The sequence below is a fragment of the Catellatospora vulcania genome (genome assembly GCF_009720385.1).
Classification (GTDB): Bacteria; Actinomycetota; Actinomycetes; order Mycobacteriales; family Micromonosporaceae; genus Catellatospora; species Catellatospora vulcania.
Genome location: NZ_WARX01000014.1, coordinates 337,518 through 359,719 on the forward strand (window position 1 = coordinate 337,518; position 22,202 = coordinate 359,719).

The window sequence follows — 22,202 nt, forward strand, 5'->3', positions numbered from 1 at the left end:
ACGATCGGCGTGCGGCGGGGGGTTACCCTCCGGACATGCGGAGGCCGAGCGCGCTGAGCCGCGGGATGCGCCGGAGGGACGTCGGCGTGCCTGGCCGAGCCGTGTGCGCAGTACTCCTCGTGCTGGCCGTGGCGCTGGTCCCCGGCCCGGCCCGTGCGGGCGCGCCGACTCCGGATCCCGTGGAACTGGAAAGGTCGGCGGCGCTGGCCGCCTGTGAGCCGAACGTCGACCTGCGCGACCCCGACAGCCGGCCGCTGGGCTGGCCGCTGCCGCGCGGGTCGCGGGTGCTGGTGTACCTGCGCCAGGACCGTACCAACGTGATCACCCTCCGCTCGGGTGATCTCAACCGGATAGCCGAACTCATCCTCACCAGCGCGCCGATCGAGTCCGCGCCGCTGCTCGTGAACGTGGACACCCGGCTGGTCGACGACCGCTTGACCTGGGCCGTGCCGCGGGTGAGCGACCTCGGCGGCGGCCCGGTCGACAGCGTCGTCTGGCACTTCCCGAGCGTGGTGCGCCTCGTGCTGACCGGTCCACAGGCTCCCGGCGTGGTCTTCGCGCCGCACGCCGAGGTGCTGGTCGTGCCGAACCCGCCGCCCTCGCCCAGCCCTTCGCCGAGCGCGTCGCCCGCACCGAGCCCGCCGCCCGCCGCCACACCGTCGCCCGGCCCCTCCCGCCCCACCGTGTCGCCGTCGGCCAGGTTCGGGCTGCCGCCGGTGGCAGCCCGGCCGGCCGTGTTGCGCCAGGCCGGATTGCTGCTCGAAGTCGCCGCTCCCGCGCCCGTGACGGGCATTCCCGCCCTCCCGGACGGCCTGGACTGCGCCCCGCCGCCGTCCGCCTCACCGAGCCCGTCGCCGCTGGAGACCGGCCCCGTGGCCGGGCCGGGCGGTCCCGGGCCGGTCGGCACCGGTTCCCCGGCGGCTTCGGCCAAGCCGGCCGGGGAACGGCTGATGGCGCTGGCGTCACGCCCAGTGACGTGGTTCGGGATCGCCGGGATGCTCGTGGGGCTGGCCCTGCTTATCGCAGTTATCGCTGGTGGCCGGGCGCGTCGCCGGTTCCGTTAGCCCGTTTCGGCGGCAGTCGCACAGCCTGTGCGACTGCTCTGCTTGCCCCGAGTGTTGACTAAGCGTACGGAAGCGGCAGTGCTACCGAGGGGAGAGTGGATCGTGGTCACCGTCGACCATGCACCACCCACCGAGACCAGCCACATCGAACCCTCCGACATAACCGACCACCTGCTGTGGCGCGACGCGCAGCAGATGCTGGGGCGGCACAACAGACCTGACGACGACCAACTCTGCAACTGGTGCGGTCAGCACTGGCCGTGCCCGCCACGAAGGCTCGCCGAGCGCGCGGAAGCCGCGGCCAGCCGGCACTGGCGGGAGGCCTGGACCGTACGGCATGACATCAACGGGATGCGCTCGCTCCCGGCCTGGCGTGCCGACCTTGGCGAGCGTGGCGGCTCCATCATGCGAAACGGCACCCGCAGGAGCCTCTTCGACTAGCCAACCACAGGGTGTCCCGACGTCTCCTGCCGTCCCCCGGCACGTGCTCGTTCGGGCCCCGTCCCAGCGGCGACGCCGTTGCGCTCCGCCAGCGTAGGCGCGCCGCGTGCATCTGTACGGCTGATCAGGTGGTCGACATGCCTCCGTCGACTACCAACGCCTCCGGCCAGGCGTTCTCTCCAGCCGTACGGGTGCGTCAGTGGGCGAGGGTACGTGATCTCCGGTTCCCCGCAGTCCGGTCACGTACCCTCGCCCCGACTCGTGTCTAGGGTGAGAACTTCCAGATCAGCAGCAGGTAGACCCCGCAGTACGCGGAGAAGGCCGCGAGCGCGCCGACGATGACGACCATCTTCGCGGGCCGGGTCCGGGCCAGCGCCCCCGCCACCGGCAGCAGCAGCGCGAACGCGGGCAGCAGGAAGCGCGCCTTCACGTTGTAGTAGCCGGCGCCGCCGAGCGACACGGCCATGACGAGCGCGCTGAACATCAGCAGCTGCCAGGGCTGCCGCTCGATGACGGAGATCGCGAACAGGGCGATGCTGACCAGGATCACCAGCGCCACCAGCAGGTGGTTCAGCAGGTCGCCCTTGGCCAGCGCCTGCGCCGTCTGGGTGACCGTGAACCGGCCGCCGTCCCAGCTCGAACCCCAGCCCTCGCCCTGGATGTGGAACCAGCCGTCGATGCGCCCGGCCCGTTGCGCCACCCAGCCGAGGTAGCCCAGCCAGCCGAGCGGCGCCACCAGCAGCGCGAACCAGGCCCGCCAGGACCGGTCCCGTCCGCGCACGATGGCGAGGAACGCGGCCAGCACCACGACCGGGAAGAGCGCCGCCGCGGTGGGCCGGGTGAGTCCGGCCAGCACGCTGAGCAGGCCCGCGGCCACCCACTGCCGCCGCAGCGTGGCCAGCAGGCACCACGCGGCGAGCGCGGTGAACATGGCCTCGGTGTAGCCCATCGACTCGACGACGGCGTGCGGCACCAGCCCCCACACCGTGGCCAGCAGCACGCCGGTGCGCCGATCGTGCAGGTGCTTGCCGACCGCGAACAGTCCCCACGCCGCGACCAGCGACATCACCCAGGTGAGCAGCACCCCGATGGTGGCGAGGTCGATCGGCAGGACCGCCCCGAGCCAGGTCATCAGCGTCGGGTGCAGCGGGAAGAAGGCCAGCCCGTTGGCGTCGACGACAGCCGCCGACGGGTAGCCGTTGACGGCGATCTTGAGGTAGTGCCCGGCGTCGTTGCGATGGCCGAGGATGGACAAGCCGTCCTTGCCCGCGACGTGCGCCGCGAGGAAGAACACGACCAGGCCGCTGGTGCGGGCGGCGGCGTACGCCACGAGCGCGGGCCAGGCGTCGGCCAGGGAGCGCCGGACGCTGCCCAACCGGCCTGCGGCCGGAGCCTCGTCGCCGGCGCGCTCGCTCGGCGAACTGATCTCACTCAAGGGGGTCTCCGGGGTTCTGCGCGGCAGGGGCGGCGTGCGACGCGGAGAAGTTTAGGCCGCGGCCGTCACCGGCGCATGGGCACGGCGATCCGGGCCAGTTCCTCGGCGACCACGATCTCCCCGTCGAAGTGGGCCGCCGCCTCGTGGCCGAACACGGACGCGTCCGGGTGGCGCTGGGAGAAGTGGGTGAGCACGAGCCGGCGTACGCCCGCCTCGGTGGCGATCCGGGCGGCCTGCGCCGCGGTGAGGTGCCCGGCCTCGGCGGCCAGCTCCGCCTCCGTCTCCAGGAAGGTCGACTCGATGACGAGCAGGTCGGCGCCCGCGGCCAGCTCGATCGCGGCCTCGCACCAGCCGGTGTCCATCACGAAGGCGGCCACCTGCCCCGGGCGCGGCTCGCTGACCTCGTCCAGGGTCACCAGCCGCCCGTCGGCCACCACCGTGCCCACCCGCTGGAGCACGCCGACGTCCGGGCCGCGTACGCCGAGCGCGGCCAGCCGCTCGGGGAGCATCCGGCGGCCGTCCGGCTCCGCCAGGCGGTAGCCGAAGGACTCGACCGGGTGGCGCAGCCGCCGCGCGCTGAGCGTGCCGAAGCTCCCGGTGGCCAGCACGCCGTCCTCGGCGATCGGGCACTCGGCGAGGCGGGCCTGGTCGTGGAAGTGACTGGCGTGGCGCAGCCGCGCCAGGAACTCCGCGCCGGAGCCCGGGAAGTGGATCGGCACCTCGTGCGGCACCCGGTCCAGCGAGAGCCGCTGCACGATGCCGGGCAGGCCGAGGCAGTGGTCGCCGTGGAAGTGCGTGACGCAGATCCGGGTGATGTCGCTCGCCGCGGCCCCGGCCAGCAGCAGCTGCCGCTGGGCGCCCTCGCCCGGGTCGAACAGGAAGCCCTGGTCGTCCCAGCGCAGCAGGTAGCCGTTGTGCGCGCGCTGGCGGGTGGGCACCTGGCTGGCCGTGCCGAGCACGATCAGCTCCCGGCTCACGCACGCCCCCACGTGGAGATCGTCTTCACCGGGGGAGGGTACCGCGCCGGACACGCCCAGCGTTCTTCCAGCAAGGGCCGAGGAAACGCCGACGTCGGCTGCCTAACGTCGCCGGCACAGGGCCACGAAGGAGCAGGGGGACGAGGCGATGGGACACGACCACGAGGGCCAGCGGGTGAGCCGCCGGTCGATCTTCGCGGGGATCAGCTCGATCGGGCTGGGCAGCCTGCTCGCCGCGTGCGGCGACGGCACGCCCGCCACGACGACCAGCGGGGAGGCGGTGTCGCCGGCCGCGACCACGTCGGCGGACCTGACCGGCCTGTTCGCGGACGCCAACACGTGCAAGCTGTCGCCGTCGACCACGCAGGGGCCGTACTACTTCGACGCGGACAAGATCCGCAGTGACATCCGCGAGGACCGGGCGGGCACCCGGCTGCGGGTCGTGCTGAAGGTCCAGGACAGCGAGCAGTGCAAGCCGCTGTCCAACGCGGTCGTGGAGATCTGGCACTGCGACGCGGCGGGCCTGTACTCCGGCGCGGAGTCGCTGTCCTCGGGCGGCGGGGGCCGGCCCGGTGGGGGCGGCACCCCGCCCAGTGGGGCACCCGGCGGCGGCCCCGGTGGCACCGCGCCCAGCGGGATGCCTGGCGGCACCGCGCCCAGCGGCGCGCCCGGTGGCAACCCGCCTGGCGGCGGCGACGGCATGGCCGACCTGAAGCCGGTGGACGACAAGCGCTACCTGCGTGGCGCGCAGGTCACCAACGTCGACGGCATCGTCGACTTCACCACGATCTGGCCCGGCTGGTATCGCGGCCGCACCGTGCACATCCACGCGATGGTGCACGCCGGCGACAACCGGGTGCTGACCACCCAGCTGATGTTCGACGAGGCGCTCAACACGAAGGTGTTCGCGGCGGCGCCGTACGCCTCGCGCACCGGGCGGGACACGTTCAACGACGGTGACGGCATCTTCCGGAACACCATGCTGATGAAGGTCACCCAGGACGGCGACGGCTACCTCGCGGTGCTGGTGCTGGCCGCCGACTCGGACTCCGACGGCAGCTGACCGGTCAGGGGATCGGGCGGGCGTACCGCACGACCGGCACGAGCGCCGGGCCGATCGGGGTGGTGCGGGTGACGCCGTCGGGAGCCCAGCCGCCCCGCTCGTAGAAGCGCCGCGCCCGGGTGTTGTCGCTGACGACGTACAGCAATGCCCGGTGGTGGCCCAGGGCGGCGAACTCGGCCAGGCAGGTGTGCATCAGCGCCAGCCCCGCGCCGGAGCCGATCGCGTCCGGGTGGACGTGGATGGCGTTCAGGACGCCGGTGCCCGCCGCGGCCTGTTCCTCGGGCCCGGCGGGGCCCAGGTAGCAGAAGCCGATCACCGCGCCGCCGCGTTCGGCGAGGTGCAGGCGGTGCGTGCCGGCCTCGACGGCCCACCGCCGCGCCCACTTGTCCTGCTGTTCGGTGACGGTGATCTCGGCGAGCTGCCGGGGGGTGAGCAGCTCCCGGTATGCCGACCGGCGGCTCAGCGCGTGCAGCTCGCCGATCGCGGCCACGTCCTCTGGCGTGCCGCCGCGGCGGATCGTCAGCGTCATGCCCGGCACGCTACCGCCCGACCAGGGCTTCGACCGGGGCCGGTGGCGTTGCCTTGATCACGTCGGTCACCCCGTCAGAGCGTGCGGACCTCGATGACCGCGTCGACCGGGATCGGTCCGTAGACGTGCGGATACAGCTCGTCGGTTCCGGGCGGGCTCTCCAGGCGCACCGGCGAGTCCAGCCGGCTCTCGTCGATCACGAGCAGCCGCAGGTCGTCGAGGTCGGCGTAGATCCGCGCCCGGACCGCTTCGACCTGGGCGAGGTCCTGCCCGCCGTGGATGTAGCCCTCCTCGGCGAGGGTGACACCCCGGGTGGAGACGGTGTACTCACCCGCGTGCTGTGCGGCGGCCCAGTCCTCGGGTAGTGCGATGTGGTAGATCACCGCCCGACCCTAACCCGCCGCACCGCCACCCGCGGCCCCTCGGCGCAGATTCCGGAAGTCGACGGCCCGACTACGAAAGTTTCGGAACCTGGGACCGGCCTCCGAATGCGACAGTGTACGTGACAAAGTGGCCGACAACCCTTGTCTGGAAGCAGGATCAGGGTGCTAGGGTGCGATGGCTGATGCCTCAGTGGCGAGGCGCAAATACCGGAAACTACCGGAAGCGCAGTCATTCCGGGTGGAAGACAGGCAGGGCGATGTCGACCCACAAGGACGCCGCCACCGCGGCCGTGACCGACCTGGCACCCGGCGATCAGCCCTGGCGGGACCCGGCGCTGCCGGTCGAGCGGCGGGTCGACGACCTGATCCGGCGGATGACCCCGACCGAGAAGATCGCCCAGCTCTACAGCGTGTGGCCCGGCGCGGGCTCCGACGGCGACGACGTGGCCCCCTACCAGCAGGACATGGTCGACGACGGGTTCGACTGGCAGACCCTGATCGCCACCGGGCTCGGGCAGCTGACCCGCCCGTTCGGCACCGCGCCGGTGACCCCCGCCGAGGGCATGGCCCGGCTGGCCGGGCTGCAGGAGGCGATCGTCGCATCCGGACGGTTCGGCATCCCGGCGCTGGTGCACGAGGAGTGCCTGACCGGGTTCACCACGCACGGCGCCACCATCTTCCCGACCGCGCTCGCCTGGGGCGCCGCCTTCGACCCCGATTTGGTCGAGCAGGTGGCCGCCGCGATCGGGCAGGGTATGCGCGCCGTCGGCGTGCACCAGGGACTCGCGCCGGTGCTCGACGTGTCCCGCGACGCCCGGTGGGGGCGCACCGAGGAGACCATCGGCGAGGACCCGTACCTGGTCGCCACGGTCGGCACCGCGTACGTCCGGGGTCTGCAGTCGGCCGGGATCGTGGCCACGCTCAAGCACTTCGCGGGCTACTCCGCCTCGCGGGCCGGGCGCAACTTCGGCCCCGTCGCGATGGGACCGCGCGAGCTGGCCGACGTGATGCTGCCGCCGTTCGAGATGGCGCTGCGCGACGGCGGAGCCCGCTCGGTCATGCACTCGTACGCCGAGATCGACGGCGTGCCCGCCGCCGCGGACCGCAGGCTGCTCACCGACCTGCTGCGCGGCGCCTGGGGCTTCGACGGCACCGTGGTCGCCGACTACTTCGGCATCACCTTCCTGCACTCGCTGCACGGCGTCGCGGGCGACCTCACCGCCGCCGCCGGGCTGGCCCTGGCCGCCGGTGTCGACGTCGAGCTGCCGATCGTGCGCTGCTACGGGCGGCCGCTGGCCGACGCCGTGCAGGACGGCACCGTCTCGATGACGCTGGTCGACCGGGCGGTGCGCCGCGTGCTGCGGCAGAAGTGCGAGCTCGGCCTGCTCGACCCGGGCTGGACGCCGTCACGCGCTGACGCTGTCGACCTCGACCCGCCCGCGACCCGGGACCTGGCCCGGCAGCTCGCCGAGCAGTCGGTGACGCTGCTGGCCAACGACGGGGTGCTGCCGCTGCCGCCCGCAGCCTCGATCGCCGTGGTCGGCCCGCTGGCCGACGACGCCGACGGCATGTTGGGCTGCTACACCTTCCCGCGCCACGTCGGGCTGCACCACCCGGGCCTGCCGCTCGGCGTGTCCATCCCCACGGTGCTCGACTCCCTGCGCGCCGAACTGCCCAAGGCGACGCTGACCCACGTCGCGGGCTGCGCCGTCGACGGCACGGACACCGCGGGCGTGGCGGTCGCCGTCGCGCTCGCCGAGCAGGCCGACGTCTGCGTCGTGGTGCTCGGCGACCGGGCCGGGCTGTTCGGCAAGGGCACCTCCGGCGAGGGCTGCGACGTCCCCGAGCTGCGGCTGCCCGGCGTGCAGGAACGGCTGCTGGGCGCGCTGCTGGACACCGGACGGCCGGTCGTCGCCGTGCTGCTGTCCGGCCGCCCGTACGCGCTGGGCGAGTGGGCGGACCGGCTGGCCGCCGTCGTCCAGGCGTTCTTCCCCGGCCAGGAGGGCGGCCCCGCGGTCGCCGGGGTGCTGGCCGGGCGGGTCAACCCGTCGGGGCGGCTGCCGGTCGGCGTGCCGCGGCACCCGGGCGGGCAGCCCGCGAGCTACCTCGCGCCGCCGCTCGGCCACGCCACCGAGGTCAGCACCGTCGACCCGACGCCGCTGTTCCCGTTCGGCCACGGGCTGTCGTACACGAGCTTCGACTGGGCCGTGTCCGCCGACGCCACCGCGCCGGTCTGCCCGACCGACGGGGCGGCGCGGGTGGCGCTGACCGTGCGCAACACCGGCGAGCGGGCCGGCGCCGAGGTCGTGCAGCTCTACCTGCATGACCCGGTCGCCCAGGTCACCCGGCCGGTGCAGCGGCTGATCGGGTACGCCCGGGTGGCGCTGGAGCCGGGCGCGGCGCGGCGGGTGGAGTTCACCGTGCCCGCCGACCTGGCCGCCTACACCGGGCGCGACGGGCGGCGCATCGTCGAGCCGGGCGACCTGGAGCTGCGGCTCGGCGCGTCCAGCGCCGACATCCGGCACACCGTGCGGGTCCGCCTGGAGGGCCCCGAGCGCGTCGTCGGCCACCTGCGCAAGATGACCTCCGAGGTGACCCTCGCCGACGTGGCGGTCTGAACGTCTTCACCGTCCACACACCACTCCGCCACCGTGCGTCTCCATCAGGTGGCGTCCGCCGGCCGCCGGTAGTACACCGGTCGGTGTGCACCATCGGGCCACGCGGACGGGGACGGCCATGGGCGGAACGGGAAGACGCAGGACGGCGCTGGTCCTCGCGCTGGTGCTGGCGGGAGGCTGCACGCTGGGCGAGATCTTCGCCAACTACAGCGACCCGGTCGAGCCGCGTCCGGCGGACATCGTCGGCACCTGGCGCGACGGTGACCGGGAGATCGTGTTCGGCGAGGACGGCGCGTTCACCGCCACCCGGCTGCCGTACGGCGCGCTGCACGAGGCGCACCGCGGCGGTTTCGCCCCCGACGAGCGCATCGACGGCGCGGGGACCTGGCAGATCGCGGCTCCGGCCACCGCGCCCGACGGCCCGCAGACGGTCGTCCGGCTGACCTTCCGGCAACTCGGCGAGCAGGACGTGGAGACCTACCTCGAACTGAGCGCGCTCGACCAGGACGGAGTTACCTGCCTGGTCGTCATCTATGCCGGCGCGGTCGGCAACAGCTGGACCGCGTACGCCCGGTGCGAACGGGACTGCTGAACACGTGCCGAAATTCCGGTGCAACCGAGCGTCACCGGAGAACGTGTAGGGGGCAGTCCAGGACAGCCGTCCTGAACCGACACGGGGAGACACACATGTCGACGCACCTCTCGCGACCCGCCGGCGCACTCGCCGTCGCGGCCCTCTCGGCCGTCCTGCTCGGCGCCTGCGGCACCACCACACCCCCGGCGACGCCCCCGGCCGCCAGGTCCGCCGCGGCCACGCCTGCCGCGTCCGCGCCGGCCACCACCCCCGCGCCGGCCACGTCGCCGGCACCCTCGCCGCCCGCCGGCGCACTCGTGCTCGGGCCCACCGGATACGGCGCGCTGCGGCTCGGCATGACACCGGCCCAGGCCGCGGCCACCAAGCTGATCACACCGCTCGCCGGCCGGCAGGACGGCTGCTGGAGATACGCCCACCTGAAGGGATCGCCGGCCACGGGTGAGGACGACATCGCGGGCCGGTTGTTCTTCTCCGCGAAGCTCGGCCTGGCCGCCGTCTACGCCTACCCGGGCATCAAGACGCCCGAGGGGATCACCGTGGGCAGCACCCTCGCCGAACTGCGCCGGACGTACCCGTCCTGGGAGGCCGTCGGCGGCGAGGCCGAGGGCCGTGGATACGTCACGGTGCCGGGCAACGCCGAGGCCGTGTACCGGATCGAGACCGGCTCCGGAAAGGTCGTCCAGCTGTCGCTCCAACTGGCCGGCCAGGACTGCTACGAGTGACTCGATATGCGGTGGCCGTCACGGGGCGGCCACCGCGTATCGCCGTTGCCCCCGATCCGGGCGGCTGCTACGTTCTGGCGCGATCAACGACCAAGTCCTGGGGAGACCGTCATGGTGCTGCACCGCGCCCGTCCGCCGTATCTCGGCCTGGCCTTTTTCCTGCTCGGTGGCCTCTTCCTCATCTGGGGCTCGATGAACGGCTGGGAGCTGCGGTTCCTGTTCATCCCGCTGGGCGCGGGCGCGCTGTTCGGCCTCGGACTGCTCTCGGCGCTCATCCCGGTCGCCGTGCTGGTCTCCGCCTTCCGGCCCGCGCCGGTGACGCTCGACGGGGCCGGGCTGTCCCTGCGCACGGCGGGCATCAAGCGCACGCTGCCGTGGTCGGCGGTGGACGCGGTGATCCTGGAGCCGTACACCGAGGAGGTCGGGGGCCGCACCGAGGCCACCGCCCGGCTGGTCCTGGTGCCCGCCGCCGGTGTCGACCTGGGCGTGTCCACGGACTACCGCAACACCGTCGACGGGCGTCCGTCGGTGATCCTCGTGTCGCTCAAGTCGCTGCGCGCCACCAACGCCGAGGTGGCCGGGGCGCTCAACCACTATGCCGGCAGCAGGTTCGTCGACGGCGCGACCACCGGCCCGACCGGCGCCCCCGTCTGACGATCCGGGATCTCCCGCTGGCCGACCGGCGGTGCGAGACGGGCCGGTCGGCGGCAGGTGAGCCGGCGCGGAGCGCACTAGCCTCTGCTGCCATGCGCCTGACGAAGATCGTTTCCAAGTTCTGCCTGCCCGCGGTCGCCGCGGCCGGACTGCTGTCCGGTTGCGGCGCTTCCCATGATGTCGACTACTACGCCGTAGGGGCGGGGGAGGGCGGCAAGGGTGCGGGCACGGTCACCTATGTCGACGGCTCCGGGGAGACCGTCACCGAGTCGGTGACGTTCCCGTGGCGCAAGACGGTCTCCGTGGACGAGGGCGTCAAGCTGACCCTGAAGGTGATGCCGGTGCCGAACACGGCGAAGGTCGGGCAGCTGACCATCCAGATCAAGGTCAGTTGCCAGATCTCGGTCGGCGGGGAGGTCAAGGACGCGGTGCAGGGCCACGAGCGGATGGCCGAGTGCGACACCGTGAGCCAGTAGCGCCGGCGGTCGAGACGGCGCCGCCGCCGTGCCCGGAGGGACACGACGGCGGCGCTTGATCGGGTCGGACCCTAGGCGTCGGACCGGGCGACGCCGATCGGGCAGCTCATGCCGTTCGGGCCGATGCCGCAGTACCCGTCGGGGTTCTTCGCCAGGTACTGCTGGTGGTAGTCCTCGGCGTAGTAGTAGTCCTTGAGCGTCGCGATCTCGGTGGTGATCTGGCCGTAGCCCTCGGCGGTCACCACCGGCTGGAACGCGTCGCGCGAGGCTTCGGCCTCCTTGAGCTGTTCCGGCGTGGTGGCGTAGATCGCCGACCGGTACTGGGTGCCGACGTCGTTGCCCTGGCGCATGCCCTGGGTCGGGTCGTGGTTCTCCCAGAACACCCGCAGGATGTCGGCGTACGAGGTGACCTCGGGGTTGAAGACGATCTCCACGGCCTCGGTGTGCCCGGTGTAGCCGGAGCAGACCTCCTGGTAGGTCGGGTTCGGCGTGATGCCCCCGGCGTATCCGACCGAGGTCGAGTAGACGCCGTCCAGCTTCCAGAAGAGGCGCTCGGCGCCCCAGAAGCAGCCCATGGCCACGACCGCGACCTGCATACCGTCCGGCCAGGGGCCGGTCAGCGGGGTGCCGAGGACGTAGTGCTCGGCCGGCGCCTCGATCGGGGTGTCCCGGCCGGGCAGGGCCTCGCTGGCGTTGACGACGTCGAGCTTCTTGTGGCGAAGGAACATGTCTCCAGTGTCCTCCTCTACGCTGGTGGAATGTCTTACGGGTTTGAAACGCTCGCCATCCATGCAGGCCAGGAACCGGACGAGCGCACCGGTGCGGTGATCCCGCCGATCTTCCAGACGTCGACCTACAAGCAGGACGCGGTCGGCTCGCCGCGGCTGGGCTATGAGTACTCCCGCTCCGGCAACCCGACCCGGGACGCCCTGCAGGAGTGCCTGGCGGCGCTGGAGGGCGGCTCGCGCGGGCTCGCGTTCGCCAGCGGACTGGCCGCCGAGGACACGCTCATCCGCACCGTGTGCAAGCCCGGCGATCACGTGATCATTCCCGATGACGCGTACGGCGGCACGTTCCGGCTGTTCGCGAAGGTGGCCGAGCGCTGGGGCCTGTCCTGGACGGCGGCCCGCATCTCCGACGTCGACGACGTACGGGCCAAGATCACGCCGAACACGAAGATGGTCTGGGTCGAGACGCCGACGAACCCGCTGCTCGGCATCGCCGACATCGCCGGCCTGGCCGCGGTGTCCCGCGACGCGCACGCGCTGCTGGTGGTCGACAACACCTTCGCCAGTCCCTACCTGCAGCAGCCGCTGGCGCTGGGCGCGGACGTGGTGGTCCACTCGACCACGAAGTACGTCGGCGGGCACTCCGACGTGGTCGGCGGCGCGCTGGTGCTCAACGACCTGGCGCTGGCCGACGCGCTGAAGTTCCACCAGAACGCGATGGGCGCGGTGAACGGCCCGTTCGACGCCTGGCTGACGCTGCGCGGGGTGAAGACCCTGGCGGTGCGCATGGAGCGGCACTGCGACAACGCCGAGAAGGTGGCCGAGTTCCTGACCCGGCACCCGAAGGTGAAGCAGGTGCTCTACCCGGGCCTGCCCGAGCACCCGGGCCACGAGCTGGCCACCAAGCAGATGCGCCGGTACGGCGGCATGATCAGCTTCCGGATGGGCGACCCCGAGGCCGCCGAGCGGGTGTGCAACACCACGAAGGTGTTCACCCTGGCCGAGTCGCTGGGCGGGATCGAGTCCCTGATCGAGCACCCCGGGAAGATGACGCACGCCAGCGTCGCCGGCTCCGAGCTGGAGGTCCCCGCCGACCTCATCCGCCTCTCCGTTGGCATCGAGACCATCGACGACCTCCTCGCCGACCTGGCCACCGCGCTCGGCTGAGCGCAGCGCGGCAGTCAAGATCGCCGTTTCGGTTCAGAAACTCGGGTAGAACCGCAGTTTCCGACCCGAAACGGCGATCTTCGTTTGGCGTCGCGGGAACGTCAGACGGGGCGGCCGGGCGGGAGGATGCGCTCGGCCTCGATGGAGTAGCCGTCGCCGTAGAGGCGAAGTCTGTCGCCTCTGCAGGTGTACCGGTCAGGGGTGATGCTGGTGGTCATCTTCTGGCGCTCGCGGACGCTGCCGTTGATCTTCCACGTGGAGGTGCCGGTGGTCACCGCGTTGCTGTAATTGATCAGCTCTTCGTCGGCCTCGTAGTTGAGGCGCGACGAGCCGCTGTGGATCACCTCGTACCGGTCGCCGTTGCGCGTGCCCTTGCGGGTGACCTTGTCCACGGTGACGAGAGTGCCGTTCGCGCGGTAGTCCAGCAGCGTGCCGGCCCCGGTCAGCTGCACGTTCACCCCGAAGATGTCGGCGCTGGCGGTGTACGACGTCTCGCGCCACTGTCCTATCAGGCATCGCGCCGGGGAGGCGGGCGCCGGTGACGGCAGCACGGCGACGGGACTCGGCGTCGGCGAGGGCGATGCCGAGGGCGCCGCGACCGGGTCGGTCCGGGTCAGCAGGTAGGCCGCGGCGGCTCCACCGAGGCAGACCACCAGCGCGACGACGAGCACCACCACGCCGACGACCACGGGCACGGTCCAATCCCGACGCTGCGGTTCCGGCTGCATGGGCCCAGCATCGCCAATGAATTTCGTCGCGGCAAGGCTCCAGTTGCTCACGTCGCGTCACGGCACTCCATACTGGAGCACCGGTTCTGGCTCACGACGTGGTGGAGGAATGAGATGGCGGACACCTGGGTCGGCGCCACCGCCAAGCAGATCGCGCGAGCCGTGCGGCGCGGTGACACGTCGGCGACGCAGGTCGTGGCCGATCACCTCGACTACGTGACCCGGACCGACCCGGTGGTGGCGGCGTTTCGCACGGTGCGGGCCGGGGAGGCGGCCGCCGAGGCGGAGAAGGTCGACGACCAGAGCGAGATGGGCAACCTGCATCTGGCCGGGGTGCCGATCGCGGTCAAGGAGAACACCCCGGTCGCCGGGCTGCCGACGTGGCACGGGTCCGCGGGCGCGCGCCAGGCCGTCGCCGAGGAGGACCACGAGCTGGTACGCAGGCTGCGTGGCGCGGGGGCGGTGGTGCTCGGCACCACCCGGATGCCCGAGCTGGGGCTGTGGGGGGTGACCGACGACGACAGCGCGGTGACCCGCAACCCGTGGGCGCTGGACCGCACCCCGGGCGGCTCCTCCGGCGGCTCGGCCGCGGCGGTCTCGGCGGGCCTGGTGCCGATCGCCCACGCCAACGACGGGCTCGGCTCCATCCGCATCCCGGCGGCCTGCTGCGGCCTGATCGGGCTCAAGCCGGGCCGGGGCGTGCTGCCGGTGAACCTGGGCGCCGACGACTGGTTCGGCCTGGTCGAGCACGGCATGCTGGCCACCACGGTCGCCGACGCGGCGCTGGGTTTCGCGGTGCTGGCCGGTCGCGCGCCGCAGCCGCTGAGCCAGCCGGGTCGGCTGCGCATCGCGGTGTCGCTGAAGTCGCCGGTGGCCGGGGCGAGCGCCGACGAGGCGAACCGGGGCGCGGTGAGCACCGCCACCCGCCTGCTGGCCGAGTGCGGCCACGACACGCTGACCGCCGACCCGGCGTACTCGACCTCGCTGGGGCTGCGCGGCCTGGCGACCTGGTTCGCCGCGGCGTACCGCGATGTCGAGGCGGCCGGCCTGGACCGCTCGAAGCTGCAGAAGCGCACCCGGCGGCACGTCGCGATGGGTGGCTGGGCGTGGCGGCGCGGCCTGGTGCGCGAGCAGGACCGCAAGCAGTTCCGGGACGCCTGCCTGAACTTCTTCGTCGCGAACGGAGTGGACCTGCTGCTCACTCCGGTGCTGGCCGGGCCGCCGCTGAAGGCGCGCGACTGGCACCGTCGCGGCTGGCTGACCAACGTGGTGGCCAACGTGCGCAACGCGCCGTTCGCCGCGCCGTGGAACATCACCGGCTTCCCGGCGATGACCCTGCCGGTCGGCGTACGCCCGGACGGCCTGCCCGCCGCGGTGCAGCTGATCGGCCCGCCCGGCACGGAACTGCTGCTGCTGGCGGTGGCCGGCCAGATAGAGCTGGCAGCCCCGTGGCGCCGGCAGGCCCCGGGGTTCCCGCGTCCGAACTGAGCGGCGTCCGCATCGGACGGGACAGCGCGCAGCCCGTCGGTCACCTAGGCTCCGGGTTCCCCGACCTGGAGATCACCATGCGCTGCGCCCATTGTCACGGCGAGACCGATCCGAGCCTGATCCTCTGCCAGCACTGTCACGCCGACCGGCAGGCCCCGCTGATCTGGCCCGACGCGAAGCTGTACGCGGTGCGCGGGATCGGCGTGGCGGCGTGCCTCGGCGTCGCCGTGTCGGTGCTGGTCACCGTGCTGTCGGCACTGTCGTCGCTGCTGGTCCGCGACCGGGTGCGGGCGGCCGTCGACGCCGGTGACGCGACGCTGCTGGCGGGTGCGGAGCGCATCGAGCTCATCGCACTCTCGGTCGACGTGGCCGTGCTGATCGCGGCCGGCGTCTTCGTGATCATCTGGCTGTGGCGGGCGCGCAGGAACTTGGACGCGTTCCCCGGTGCGGAGGCCGACCACGGACCCGGCTGGGCCATCGGCGGCTGGTTCGTCCCGTTCGCAAACTTCTTCATCCCCTATCGCATGGTGTACCAGGTGTCCACCCAGAGCGTGCACCGCAACTGGGTCAAAGCGGTCGCCGGCGCCTGGTGGGCCGGCTGGCTCGGCAGCTACTGCCTGGGCCGGGTGTTCGGCGCACTGGAACCCTCCGCGAACGCCACCGCCGACGAACTGCTGCAGTACTTCGACCGCGCGGCGACGGGCGAGCTGGTGGGGGCGGCCGTCACCGCGGTGTCCGGGGCCTGCCTGATCATCCTGATCTCCACGACGAGCCGGGCGCAGACGTCGCGCATCGAGCGCGGCCGGGCCGCCCACGTCCCCGCGGTGACGCCCGGCGCGGCTGGTGGCACGATCAGCATGTGACACCTGAGCTGGTCAGCCTGGCCGACATCGAGGCGGCGCGCGAGCGCCTGCGGTCCGTCGTACGCATCACGCCGATCGAGCCGTGCCGGCCGCTGTCGGCGAAACTCGGCGGGCCGACCTGGCTGAAGTGCGAGAACCTCCAGCGTGCAGGCTCCTACAAGGTGCGCGGAGCCTACGTGCGGATCTCGCGGCTCAGCGAACAGGAGCGGGCCCGGGGCGTGGTCGCGGCGAGCGCCGGCAACCACGCGCAGGGCGTCGCGCTCGCGGCCGGCCTGTGCAAGACCAAGGCCACCGTGTTCATGCCGCTGGGCGCGCCGCTGCCGAAGGTCGCGGCGACCAAGGGGTACGGCGCGCGGGTCGAGTTCGCCGGCAACACCGTCGACGAGGCGCTGGTCGCGGCGCAGGAGTTCGCCGAGCGCACCGGCGCGGTCTTCATCCACCCGTTCGACCACCCGGACGTGATCGCCGGGCAGGGCACGGTCGCCCTGGAGATCCTGGAACAGCGCCCGGACGTGCAGACGATCATCACCGGCATCGGCGGGGGCGGCCTGATCTCCGGCCTCGCGGTCGCCGCGAAGGCGCTGCGCCCGGATATCACGATCATCGGAGTGCAGGCGGCCGGCGCGGCCGCGGTGCCGCCCGCGCTGCGGGCCGGGCGGCCGGTGCGCCTGCCCAGCATCGCCACCATCGCCGACGGCATCGCGGTCGGCCGCTGCGGGGACCTGACCTTCGCGCACATCAGCAAGCTCGTCGACGAGGTCGTCACGGTCACCGACGAGGAGATCTCCCGGGCGCTGCTGATGCTGCTGGAGCGCGGCAAGATGGTCGCCGAGCCGGCCGGCTCGGTAGGGGTGGCCGCCCTGCTCGCGGGCCACGTGCAGGTGCGCACCCCGGTCGTGGCGGTGGTGTCGGGCGGCAACATCGACCCGCTGCTGATGCTGCGCGTCATCGAGCACGGCCTCAGCGCCGCCGGCCGCTACCTGCACGTCAACGTACGCTGCGCGGACCGCCCCGGCCAGCTCGCCGCCCTGCTCACCCTGATCGCCGAGAAACGCGCCAACGTGCTCGACGTGGCCCACCAGCGCCACGACCCCCGGCTGCACCTGGGCGAGGTCGAAGTCGAGCTCTCCGTGGAAACCCGCGGCGCCGAGCACTCCGACCAGCTGGTCACCGCCCTGCGCGCCGCCGGCTACGAGGTGGACGTCGACACCCCCTTCAGCTGACCGGAACCCGTGCCGGCGCAAACGTCAGGGCCGGCACCGCGTGGGCGGTGCCGGCCCTGTGCACGTCTGCGGGCGGGTCAGCCGCTGAAGGCCTCGAAGGAGACGACGGTGACCTTGATGTCCACGCCGCTGGGGGCGACGTAGGTGACCGTCTGGCCCTTGCGGGCGCCGAGGATGGCCTGGCCGAGGGCCGACTCGGGGGAGTACACGGTGAGGTCCGTGGTCGCCGCGATCTCGCGCGAGCCCAGCAGGAAGGTCTCGGTGTCGGAGGTGTCGTCGTCGAAGTAGATGACGACGACGTTGCCGACGGAGACGCTGTCACCGCTGGGAGCCTCGCCGACGTGGGCGACCCGCAGCAGCTCCTGGAGCTGGCGGATGCGGCCCTCGGCCTTGCCCTGCTCTTCGCGGGCGGCGTGGTAACCGCCGTTCTCGCGGAGATCGCCCTCCTCGCGGCGGGCGTTGATCTCCGCGGCCATCGCGGGCCGGCCGGCGATGAGGTCGTTCAGCTCGGACTGGAGCCTGTCGTACGCGTCCTGGGACAGCCAGGTGGCATCAGTCGTGGACACGGGCGTTCTCCTCAGGTCTTACGGGTTCTGGGAACGTTGCGACGGTGCTTCGCCGGCCGCGCGTGGCAGAGGTACCTGCCCCGTTGAGCGCGATGGGCGAAGTTACCAACCTACCAGCGACTCACGCTGGGTGGCAGCCCTTAACCTCGCCGGTCACCGGGCGTCCCGTCGTCACCAGGCGGTGGGTCACCACCGTGCGCTCCGGATCCGGACCCGGCTGCACGGTGACCTCCTCCCGCCCGACCTCCATGCCGGTTTTGTCCCGGGCGCGGACGAGGCATACCGCGGTCCCGTCGGCGGGCAGCCGGACCAGGAACGTCACGGCCACCTGCGCTTCAGTGACGTCGTCGAACGCGGTCACCGAAGCTGTGTAGTCTCCGTCACCGTACGCCGCATACAGGCGTACCCCGATGAGGGTCGTCGCCAATGCGGTCAACAGGGCCAGCACGGCCACGGTCGAGCGGGAGGCGCGGCGCTGCTCACGGCGGCGGCCGTAACGCCCGGCCGGCCACGGCGCGCGCTCGGCCACCGGGCCGGCGGCGGTGTCGGTGGAGGTCTCGGTCACCGGTGGGGGTCCTTCGTGTGAAGCGTCAGACGCGTGAGGAACACTGTCAGGGTCGATTCTCGCACGTGGGGAGAGCACGGTGACGCAGCGGCTGCGACTGATGGCGGTGCACGCGCATCCGGACGATGAGTCGTCCAAGGGTGCCGCGACGATGGCGCGGTATGCCCGCGAGGGTGTGGAGGTGCTGGTCGTCACGTGTACCGGTGGTGAGCGGGGTGACGTGCTCAACCCGAAACTGGACCGTCCGGACGTCTGGGAGAACATCGCCGAGATCCGCCGCGCGGAGATGGCCGCGGCCCGCGACATCCTCGGCGTGGAACAGGCCTGGCTCGGCTTCGTCGACTCCGGCTGGGTCGAGGGCTACACGCACGACGACCCGTCCGGCCTGCCCGAGGGCTGCTTCGCCCGGGTGCCGGTCGAGGAGGCGGCGGCGCCGCTGGCCAAGCTGATCCGCGAGTTCCAGCCGCAGGTCGTGCTGACCTACGACGAGGACGGCGGCTACCCGCACCCCGACCACATCCAGACCCACCTGGTCACCATGGCCGCCGTCGAGGCTGCCGCGGACCCGGCGCGCCACCCCGACTTCGGCCCGGCCTTCGACGTGCCGAAGCTCTACTACCACATCAGCTTCACCAAGCTGAAGTTCACGGCGCTGCACGAGGCCATGGAGGCGGCGGGCCTGGAGTCGCCCTACGGCGAGCGGCTCAACGACGACTGGGTGGGCGACAAGTCGCCGCGCATCACCACCCGGGTGCCCTGCGGCGAGTACTTCGAGCTGCGCGACGACGCGCTGCGCGCACACGCGACCCAGATCGACCCGGACGGGCCCTGGTTCCGCGCGCCGTTGACCGTGCAGCGCACCGCCTGGCCGACCGAGGACTATCAGCTGGTCAGGTCGACCGTCGCGACCGCGATCCCCGAGGACGACCTGTTCGCCGGCGTACGCGCGCCGGCGGGAGCGGATAGGTGAGGCACATGCTGGAGATCCTGGCCGACAACAACTTCGGCGACACCCGATCCGGCGACGGTCTCGCCGGTCCGATGGCCCTGCTGCTGATCCTGCTCCTGGCCGCTGCAACGGTTTTCCTGATTCGCAACATGAATCAGCGGCTCAGGCGGTTGCCCGAGACGTTCGATTCGGCGAGCATGAGTGACGGTGCGCGGACGGACTCGCCCGTCACGCCGGACCCTCGCTGAGGCGGACCGAGGGAATCGGACACGGCCTGTCGCGTCAGGCGGAGAGCGTGTCGTCTTCAGAGGGAGGCGACGGGGTCTCCGCCTCAGGTGCGCTCGGACAGGGGGCACGGATGGGCAGGTGGCTCACGCGCGCGGCGGACGGACTCTATCGCTGGTCCGGTGCCTCCTCGTTGACGTCACGTGTCCGCATTGTCATAACCTGTCTCGTCGTCACCGCTGTGCTGGTGGCGGGCATCGGTGCGATCCTCGGGGTCCGCGAGGGTGACCTCGGCCAGTTCGGCCTGCTCATCTGCCTGATCACGGCGGCTCACCTGTTCGGCCTGCGGATGCGGGTCGGCTCCACCACCATCGACGTCGACTGGGGCGAAGCCGCGCTGATCGTCGGCTTCATCCTGGTGCCGGTGTCCTGGATCCCCGCCGCGGCCGGCATCGGCGTGCTGCTGGCCAAGCCGGTGCTGTCCCTGTTCTCCGGCAACCGCACCAGCCCGATCGAGACGGTCCGGGCCGCCGCGTCGCTGACCGTCTCCGCCGCCATCGCGGCGCTGGTGGTGTGGGCCGGCGGGGTGCCGATGGCCCCCGGGCCCGGCGCGTCCGGGATGTCCGCGCAGGCCGCCGCCGTGGTCGTGCTGGCCGCCCTCGTCTACCTGCTCAGCAGCGCCGGTCTGCTCGCGGTGCACCTGGCCGTGCGCGACGGGCAGAACATGATCGGGGTGGTCTGGCAGGCGCTGCGCGGCACCCCCGTGATGATCGTCGGCAACGTCGCGCTCGGCCTGGTCGCGGTGCGGCTGTGGGGCAGCAGCTGGCTCTGGGTGCTGCCGCCGCTGCTGTGGCTGCTGCACCAGCTCTACGTGCACCGGGTGCACGAGGACGAGGAGCGCCGCACCTGGCGGGCGTTCGCGCTGGCCAGCCGCTCACTGCACCGGCTGGACGAGCTGGCCGTGGCCCAGGAGGGCCTGCAGGCGGCGCGTTCGCTGTTCCCGGTGCGGGCGGTCGAGCTCACCGTGCTCGGCTCGCAGACCAGATACCGCAGCGGCCTGCGTACCGGGGACGAGATCCTGGTGGAGCCGGTGTCGGATGCGCTCCCGGCCGACGCCGGGCGGGCGCCCTCGGTGACCCGGGTGCTGGAGGTGGCCGGCGGCCGGGTGGGCGTGCTCACCCTGCGCCTGCTGCGCCAGCGCGCCTGGGGCCCGAACGACCAGCACCGGCTGGCCGTGTTCGGCGACGCCCTGGCCGCCGCGCTGCACGACGCCGCGACCCACAACGCCCTACGCGAGCTGCGCGAACGCACCATGTACGAGTCCCATCACGACCCGCTGACCCGGCTGCTCAACCGCGACGCGCTGATGGACCGCGGCGACGCCGTGCTGCGCGGCCTCGACGCCCGCATCCCGGTCGCCCTGCTGCTGCTCGACATGGACCACTTCAAAGAGGTCAACGACACCCTGGGCCACCTCGCCGGGGACGAGCTGCTGCAGAGCGCGGCGTCGCGGCTGTCCGCCGACGTCGGCGACGGCGAGCTGCTGGCCCGCCTCGGCGGCGACGAGTTCGCGCTGCTGGTCACCGACCTGCCCGGGTTGTCCGCCGAGCACGACGAGGTCGACCGGCTCAGCGCCGCCAACCTGGTCGCCCAGCGCCGGGCCCGCATGCTGACCGCGGCGCTGGCCAGCCCCACCGAGGTCGCCGGGGTGACGCTGTCGGCCGAGGTCTCGGTCGGCGTGGCCGTGGCGACCGCGGGCGAGTTCGACCTCACCGAGCTGCTGCGCCGCGCCGACGTCGCGCTGTACCAGGCGAAGGAGTCCGGTTCGCGGGTCGCCGCGTACGACCCGCACCGCGACCGGACCAGCACCGACCGGCTCGCGCTGGTCGCCGAGCTGCGCGCCGCGCTCGCCGCCGACGACCAGCTCCACCTCGTCATGCAGCCCGCGGTCGAGCTGGACACCGGCGCGCCGTCCGGGGTGGAGGCGCTCATCCGCTGGCACCACCCGCGCCGCGGACTGCTGCTGCCCAAGCACTTCGTGCGCGCCGTCGAGGCCAGCGACCTGCTCGGCCGGTTCACCAGGCACGTGCTCGACCAGGCCCTCACACTGGCGGCCGAGTGGACCGCGCAGGGCCTCGACGTGCCCGTCGCGGTGAACCTGTCGCCGCGCAGCCTGCTGGACCCGCAGCTGCCCGCGGACGTGGACGAGCTGCTGCGCCGGCACGGCATACCGGCCGCCAAGCTGGTTCTGGAGATCACCGAGACGGTCGTGCTCAGCCCGCTGCCCGTCACCGACCAGGTGCTGCGGGAGCTGCGCGGGCTCGGGGTGCGGTTCGCGGTGGACGACTTCGGCACCGGGTTCTCGTCGCTGACCTTCCTCACCCGGATCGCGGTCGACGAGCTGAAGGTGGACCGCACCTTCGTCGCGCGCATGGCCGAGTCGCGGCAGGCCGCGGCCATCGTGCAGGCGGTCGTCGACCTGGGCCGCCAGCTCGGCCTGCGGGTGGTCGCCGAGGGCGTGGAGACCGCCGACCAGCGGATCGCGCTGCGCCGCCTCGGCTGCGACGCCGGCCAGGGCTTCTACTTCTCCCACCCGCTGCCCGCCGACGAGATCACCGAGGCCCTGCACACCCTGAGCCGGGCCGCCCGCCCCGTCCGCCCGCTCCGCGCCCGCCCCCACACCGCCTGACCCACGCCCGCCGCCTCGCCGCGTCTCGCCCCGCCGCGCGCCGCCGCGCGCCGC

At 72.6% G+C, this 22,202-nt stretch carries 23 protein-coding genes; 15 read left to right on the plus strand and 8 right to left on the minus strand.

Annotated elements, in window-relative coordinates; translation table 11 throughout:
• The first annotated feature begins 35 nt into the window (after positions 1 to 35).
• Both F6W97_RS31780 and F6W97_RS31785 read left to right on the plus strand, forming a co-directional pair.
• The gene (locus tag F6W97_RS31780; RefSeq protein ID WP_155374230.1) at positions 36 to 1,064 is read left to right on the plus strand and encodes a choice-of-anchor A family protein; all 1,029 of its coding nucleotides are present in this window, start codon (positions 36 to 38) and stop codon (positions 1,062 to 1,064) included.
• A gap of 102 nt (positions 1,065 to 1,166) precedes the next feature.
• Positions 1,167 to 1,505: a hypothetical protein gene (locus F6W97_RS31785; protein ID WP_230687137.1), complete on the plus strand. Its 339-nt coding sequence runs from the start codon at positions 1,167 to 1,169 to the stop codon at positions 1,503 to 1,505.
• Positions 1,506 to 1,770: 265 nt separating this feature from the next.
• Here F6W97_RS31785 and F6W97_RS31790 read toward each other — a convergent pair whose 3' ends face one another.
• On the minus strand, positions 1,771 to 2,940 hold the full coding sequence (locus tag F6W97_RS31790; RefSeq protein ID WP_230687138.1) for a hypothetical protein: 1,170 nt from the start codon (positions 2,938 to 2,940) through the stop codon (positions 1,771 to 1,773).
• Between the two features lie 65 nt (positions 2,941 to 3,005).
• Entirely contained in the window at positions 3,006 to 3,917 is a 912-nt protein-coding gene (locus F6W97_RS31795) for a ribonuclease Z (protein ID WP_155374231.1), read from the minus strand.
• A gap of 148 nt (positions 3,918 to 4,065) precedes the next feature.
• On the opposite strand from F6W97_RS31795, the gene F6W97_RS31800 reads away from it, so the two are divergent.
• Positions 4,066 to 4,980, plus strand: coding sequence for a dioxygenase family protein (locus F6W97_RS31800; RefSeq protein ID WP_155374232.1), 915 nt, complete (start codon positions 4,066 to 4,068; stop codon positions 4,978 to 4,980).
• Between the two features lie 4 nt (positions 4,981 to 4,984).
• Here F6W97_RS31800 and F6W97_RS31805 read toward each other — a convergent pair whose 3' ends face one another.
• Both F6W97_RS31805 and F6W97_RS31810 read right to left on the minus strand, forming a co-directional pair.
• Positions 4,985 to 5,509 carry a GNAT family N-acetyltransferase gene (locus tag F6W97_RS31805; RefSeq protein ID WP_155374233.1) on the minus strand — a complete coding sequence of 175 codons (525 nt, stop codon included), beginning with the start codon at positions 5,507 to 5,509 and terminating at the stop codon, positions 4,985 to 4,987.
• Between the two features lie 74 nt (positions 5,510 to 5,583).
• The gene (locus F6W97_RS31810) at positions 5,584 to 5,892 is read right to left on the minus strand and encodes a DUF952 domain-containing protein (protein ID WP_155374234.1); all 309 of its coding nucleotides are present in this window, start codon (positions 5,890 to 5,892) and stop codon (positions 5,584 to 5,586) included.
• A 257-nt stretch (positions 5,893 to 6,149) separates the two neighbouring features.
• Between F6W97_RS31810 and F6W97_RS31815 the strand changes: the two genes are divergently transcribed.
• The 5 genes from F6W97_RS31815 (at position 6,150) to F6W97_RS31835 (ending at position 10,957) form a co-directional block, all read left to right on the plus strand.
• Positions 6,150 to 8,510: a beta-xylosidase/alpha-l-arabinosidase gene (locus tag F6W97_RS31815; RefSeq protein ID WP_155374235.1), complete on the plus strand. Its 2,361-nt coding sequence runs from the start codon at positions 6,150 to 6,152 to the stop codon at positions 8,508 to 8,510.
• Positions 8,511 to 8,628: 118 nt separating this feature from the next.
• Positions 8,629 to 9,102 carry a hypothetical protein gene (locus F6W97_RS31820; protein ID WP_155374236.1) on the plus strand — a complete coding sequence of 158 codons (474 nt, stop codon included), beginning with the start codon at positions 8,629 to 8,631 and terminating at the stop codon, positions 9,100 to 9,102.
• Positions 9,103 to 9,197: 95 nt separating this feature from the next.
• Positions 9,198 to 9,827, plus strand: coding sequence for a hypothetical protein (locus F6W97_RS31825; protein ID WP_155374237.1), 630 nt, complete (start codon positions 9,198 to 9,200; stop codon positions 9,825 to 9,827).
• A gap of 111 nt (positions 9,828 to 9,938) precedes the next feature.
• Positions 9,939 to 10,481, plus strand: coding sequence for a hypothetical protein (locus F6W97_RS31830; protein WP_155374238.1), 543 nt, complete (start codon positions 9,939 to 9,941; stop codon positions 10,479 to 10,481).
• A gap of 92 nt (positions 10,482 to 10,573) precedes the next feature.
• A complete protein-coding gene (locus F6W97_RS31835) occupies positions 10,574 to 10,957 on the plus strand; it encodes a hypothetical protein (RefSeq protein ID WP_155374239.1) in 384 nt (127 codons plus the stop codon).
• A gap of 71 nt (positions 10,958 to 11,028) precedes the next feature.
• Here the strand turns inward: F6W97_RS31835 and msrA are convergent, their stop codons facing one another.
• Positions 11,029 to 11,685, minus strand: coding sequence for a peptide-methionine (S)-S-oxide reductase MsrA (msrA, locus tag F6W97_RS31840; RefSeq protein ID WP_155374240.1), 657 nt, complete (start codon positions 11,683 to 11,685; stop codon positions 11,029 to 11,031).
• 30 nt (positions 11,686 to 11,715) lie between these two features.
• On the opposite strand from msrA, the gene F6W97_RS31845 reads away from it, so the two are divergent.
• Positions 11,716 to 12,852: a cystathionine gamma-synthase gene (locus tag F6W97_RS31845; protein ID WP_155374241.1), complete on the plus strand. Its 1,137-nt coding sequence runs from the start codon at positions 11,716 to 11,718 to the stop codon at positions 12,850 to 12,852.
• Positions 12,853 to 12,953: 101 nt separating this feature from the next.
• Here the strand turns inward: F6W97_RS31845 and F6W97_RS31850 are convergent, their stop codons facing one another.
• On the minus strand, positions 12,954 to 13,580 hold the full coding sequence (locus tag F6W97_RS31850) for a hypothetical protein (protein WP_155374242.1): 627 nt from the start codon (positions 13,578 to 13,580) through the stop codon (positions 12,954 to 12,956).
• A gap of 114 nt (positions 13,581 to 13,694) precedes the next feature.
• Between F6W97_RS31850 and F6W97_RS31855 the strand changes: the two genes are divergently transcribed.
• The 3 genes from F6W97_RS31855 (at position 13,695) to ilvA (ending at position 17,154) form a co-directional block, all read left to right on the plus strand.
• Positions 13,695 to 15,068: an amidase gene (locus F6W97_RS31855; RefSeq protein WP_155374243.1), complete on the plus strand. Its 1,374-nt coding sequence runs from the start codon at positions 13,695 to 13,697 to the stop codon at positions 15,066 to 15,068.
• A 77-nt stretch (positions 15,069 to 15,145) separates the two neighbouring features.
• Entirely contained in the window at positions 15,146 to 15,931 is a 786-nt protein-coding gene (locus F6W97_RS31860; protein ID WP_155374244.1) for a DUF4328 domain-containing protein, read from the plus strand.
• Positions 15,928 to 17,154 carry a threonine ammonia-lyase gene (gene ilvA / locus F6W97_RS31865; RefSeq protein ID WP_155374245.1) on the plus strand — a complete coding sequence of 409 codons (1,227 nt, stop codon included), beginning with the start codon at positions 15,928 to 15,930 and terminating at the stop codon, positions 17,152 to 17,154. The genes F6W97_RS31860 and ilvA overlap by 4 nt, the downstream gene beginning before the upstream one ends.
• Positions 17,155 to 17,231: 77 nt before the next feature.
• Here the strand turns inward: ilvA and greA are convergent, their stop codons facing one another.
• Positions 17,232 to 17,720, minus strand: coding sequence for a transcription elongation factor GreA (gene greA / locus F6W97_RS31870; protein WP_155374246.1), 489 nt, complete (start codon positions 17,718 to 17,720; stop codon positions 17,232 to 17,234).
• 121 nt (positions 17,721 to 17,841) lie between these two features.
• Positions 17,842 to 18,285, minus strand: coding sequence for a DUF4307 domain-containing protein (locus F6W97_RS31875; protein ID WP_155374247.1), 444 nt, complete (start codon positions 18,283 to 18,285; stop codon positions 17,842 to 17,844).
• Positions 18,286 to 18,364: 79 nt separating this feature from the next.
• Here F6W97_RS31875 and mca point away from each other — a divergent pair, with 79 nt between their 5' ends.
• From mca to F6W97_RS31890, 3 genes are all read left to right on the plus strand, one after another.
• Complete coding sequence (mca, locus tag F6W97_RS31880) at positions 18,365 to 19,255, plus strand: mycothiol conjugate amidase Mca (RefSeq protein ID WP_155374248.1); 891 nt, start codon at positions 18,365 to 18,367, stop codon at positions 19,253 to 19,255.
• A 5-nt stretch (positions 19,256 to 19,260) separates the two neighbouring features.
• Complete coding sequence (locus F6W97_RS31885) at positions 19,261 to 19,482, plus strand: hypothetical protein (protein WP_155374249.1); 222 nt, start codon at positions 19,261 to 19,263, stop codon at positions 19,480 to 19,482.
• A gap of 224 nt (positions 19,483 to 19,706) precedes the next feature.
• Complete coding sequence (locus F6W97_RS31890; RefSeq protein WP_230687139.1) at positions 19,707 to 22,148, plus strand: putative bifunctional diguanylate cyclase/phosphodiesterase; 2,442 nt, start codon at positions 19,707 to 19,709, stop codon at positions 22,146 to 22,148.
• Positions 22,149 to 22,202: the final 54 nt, after the last annotated feature.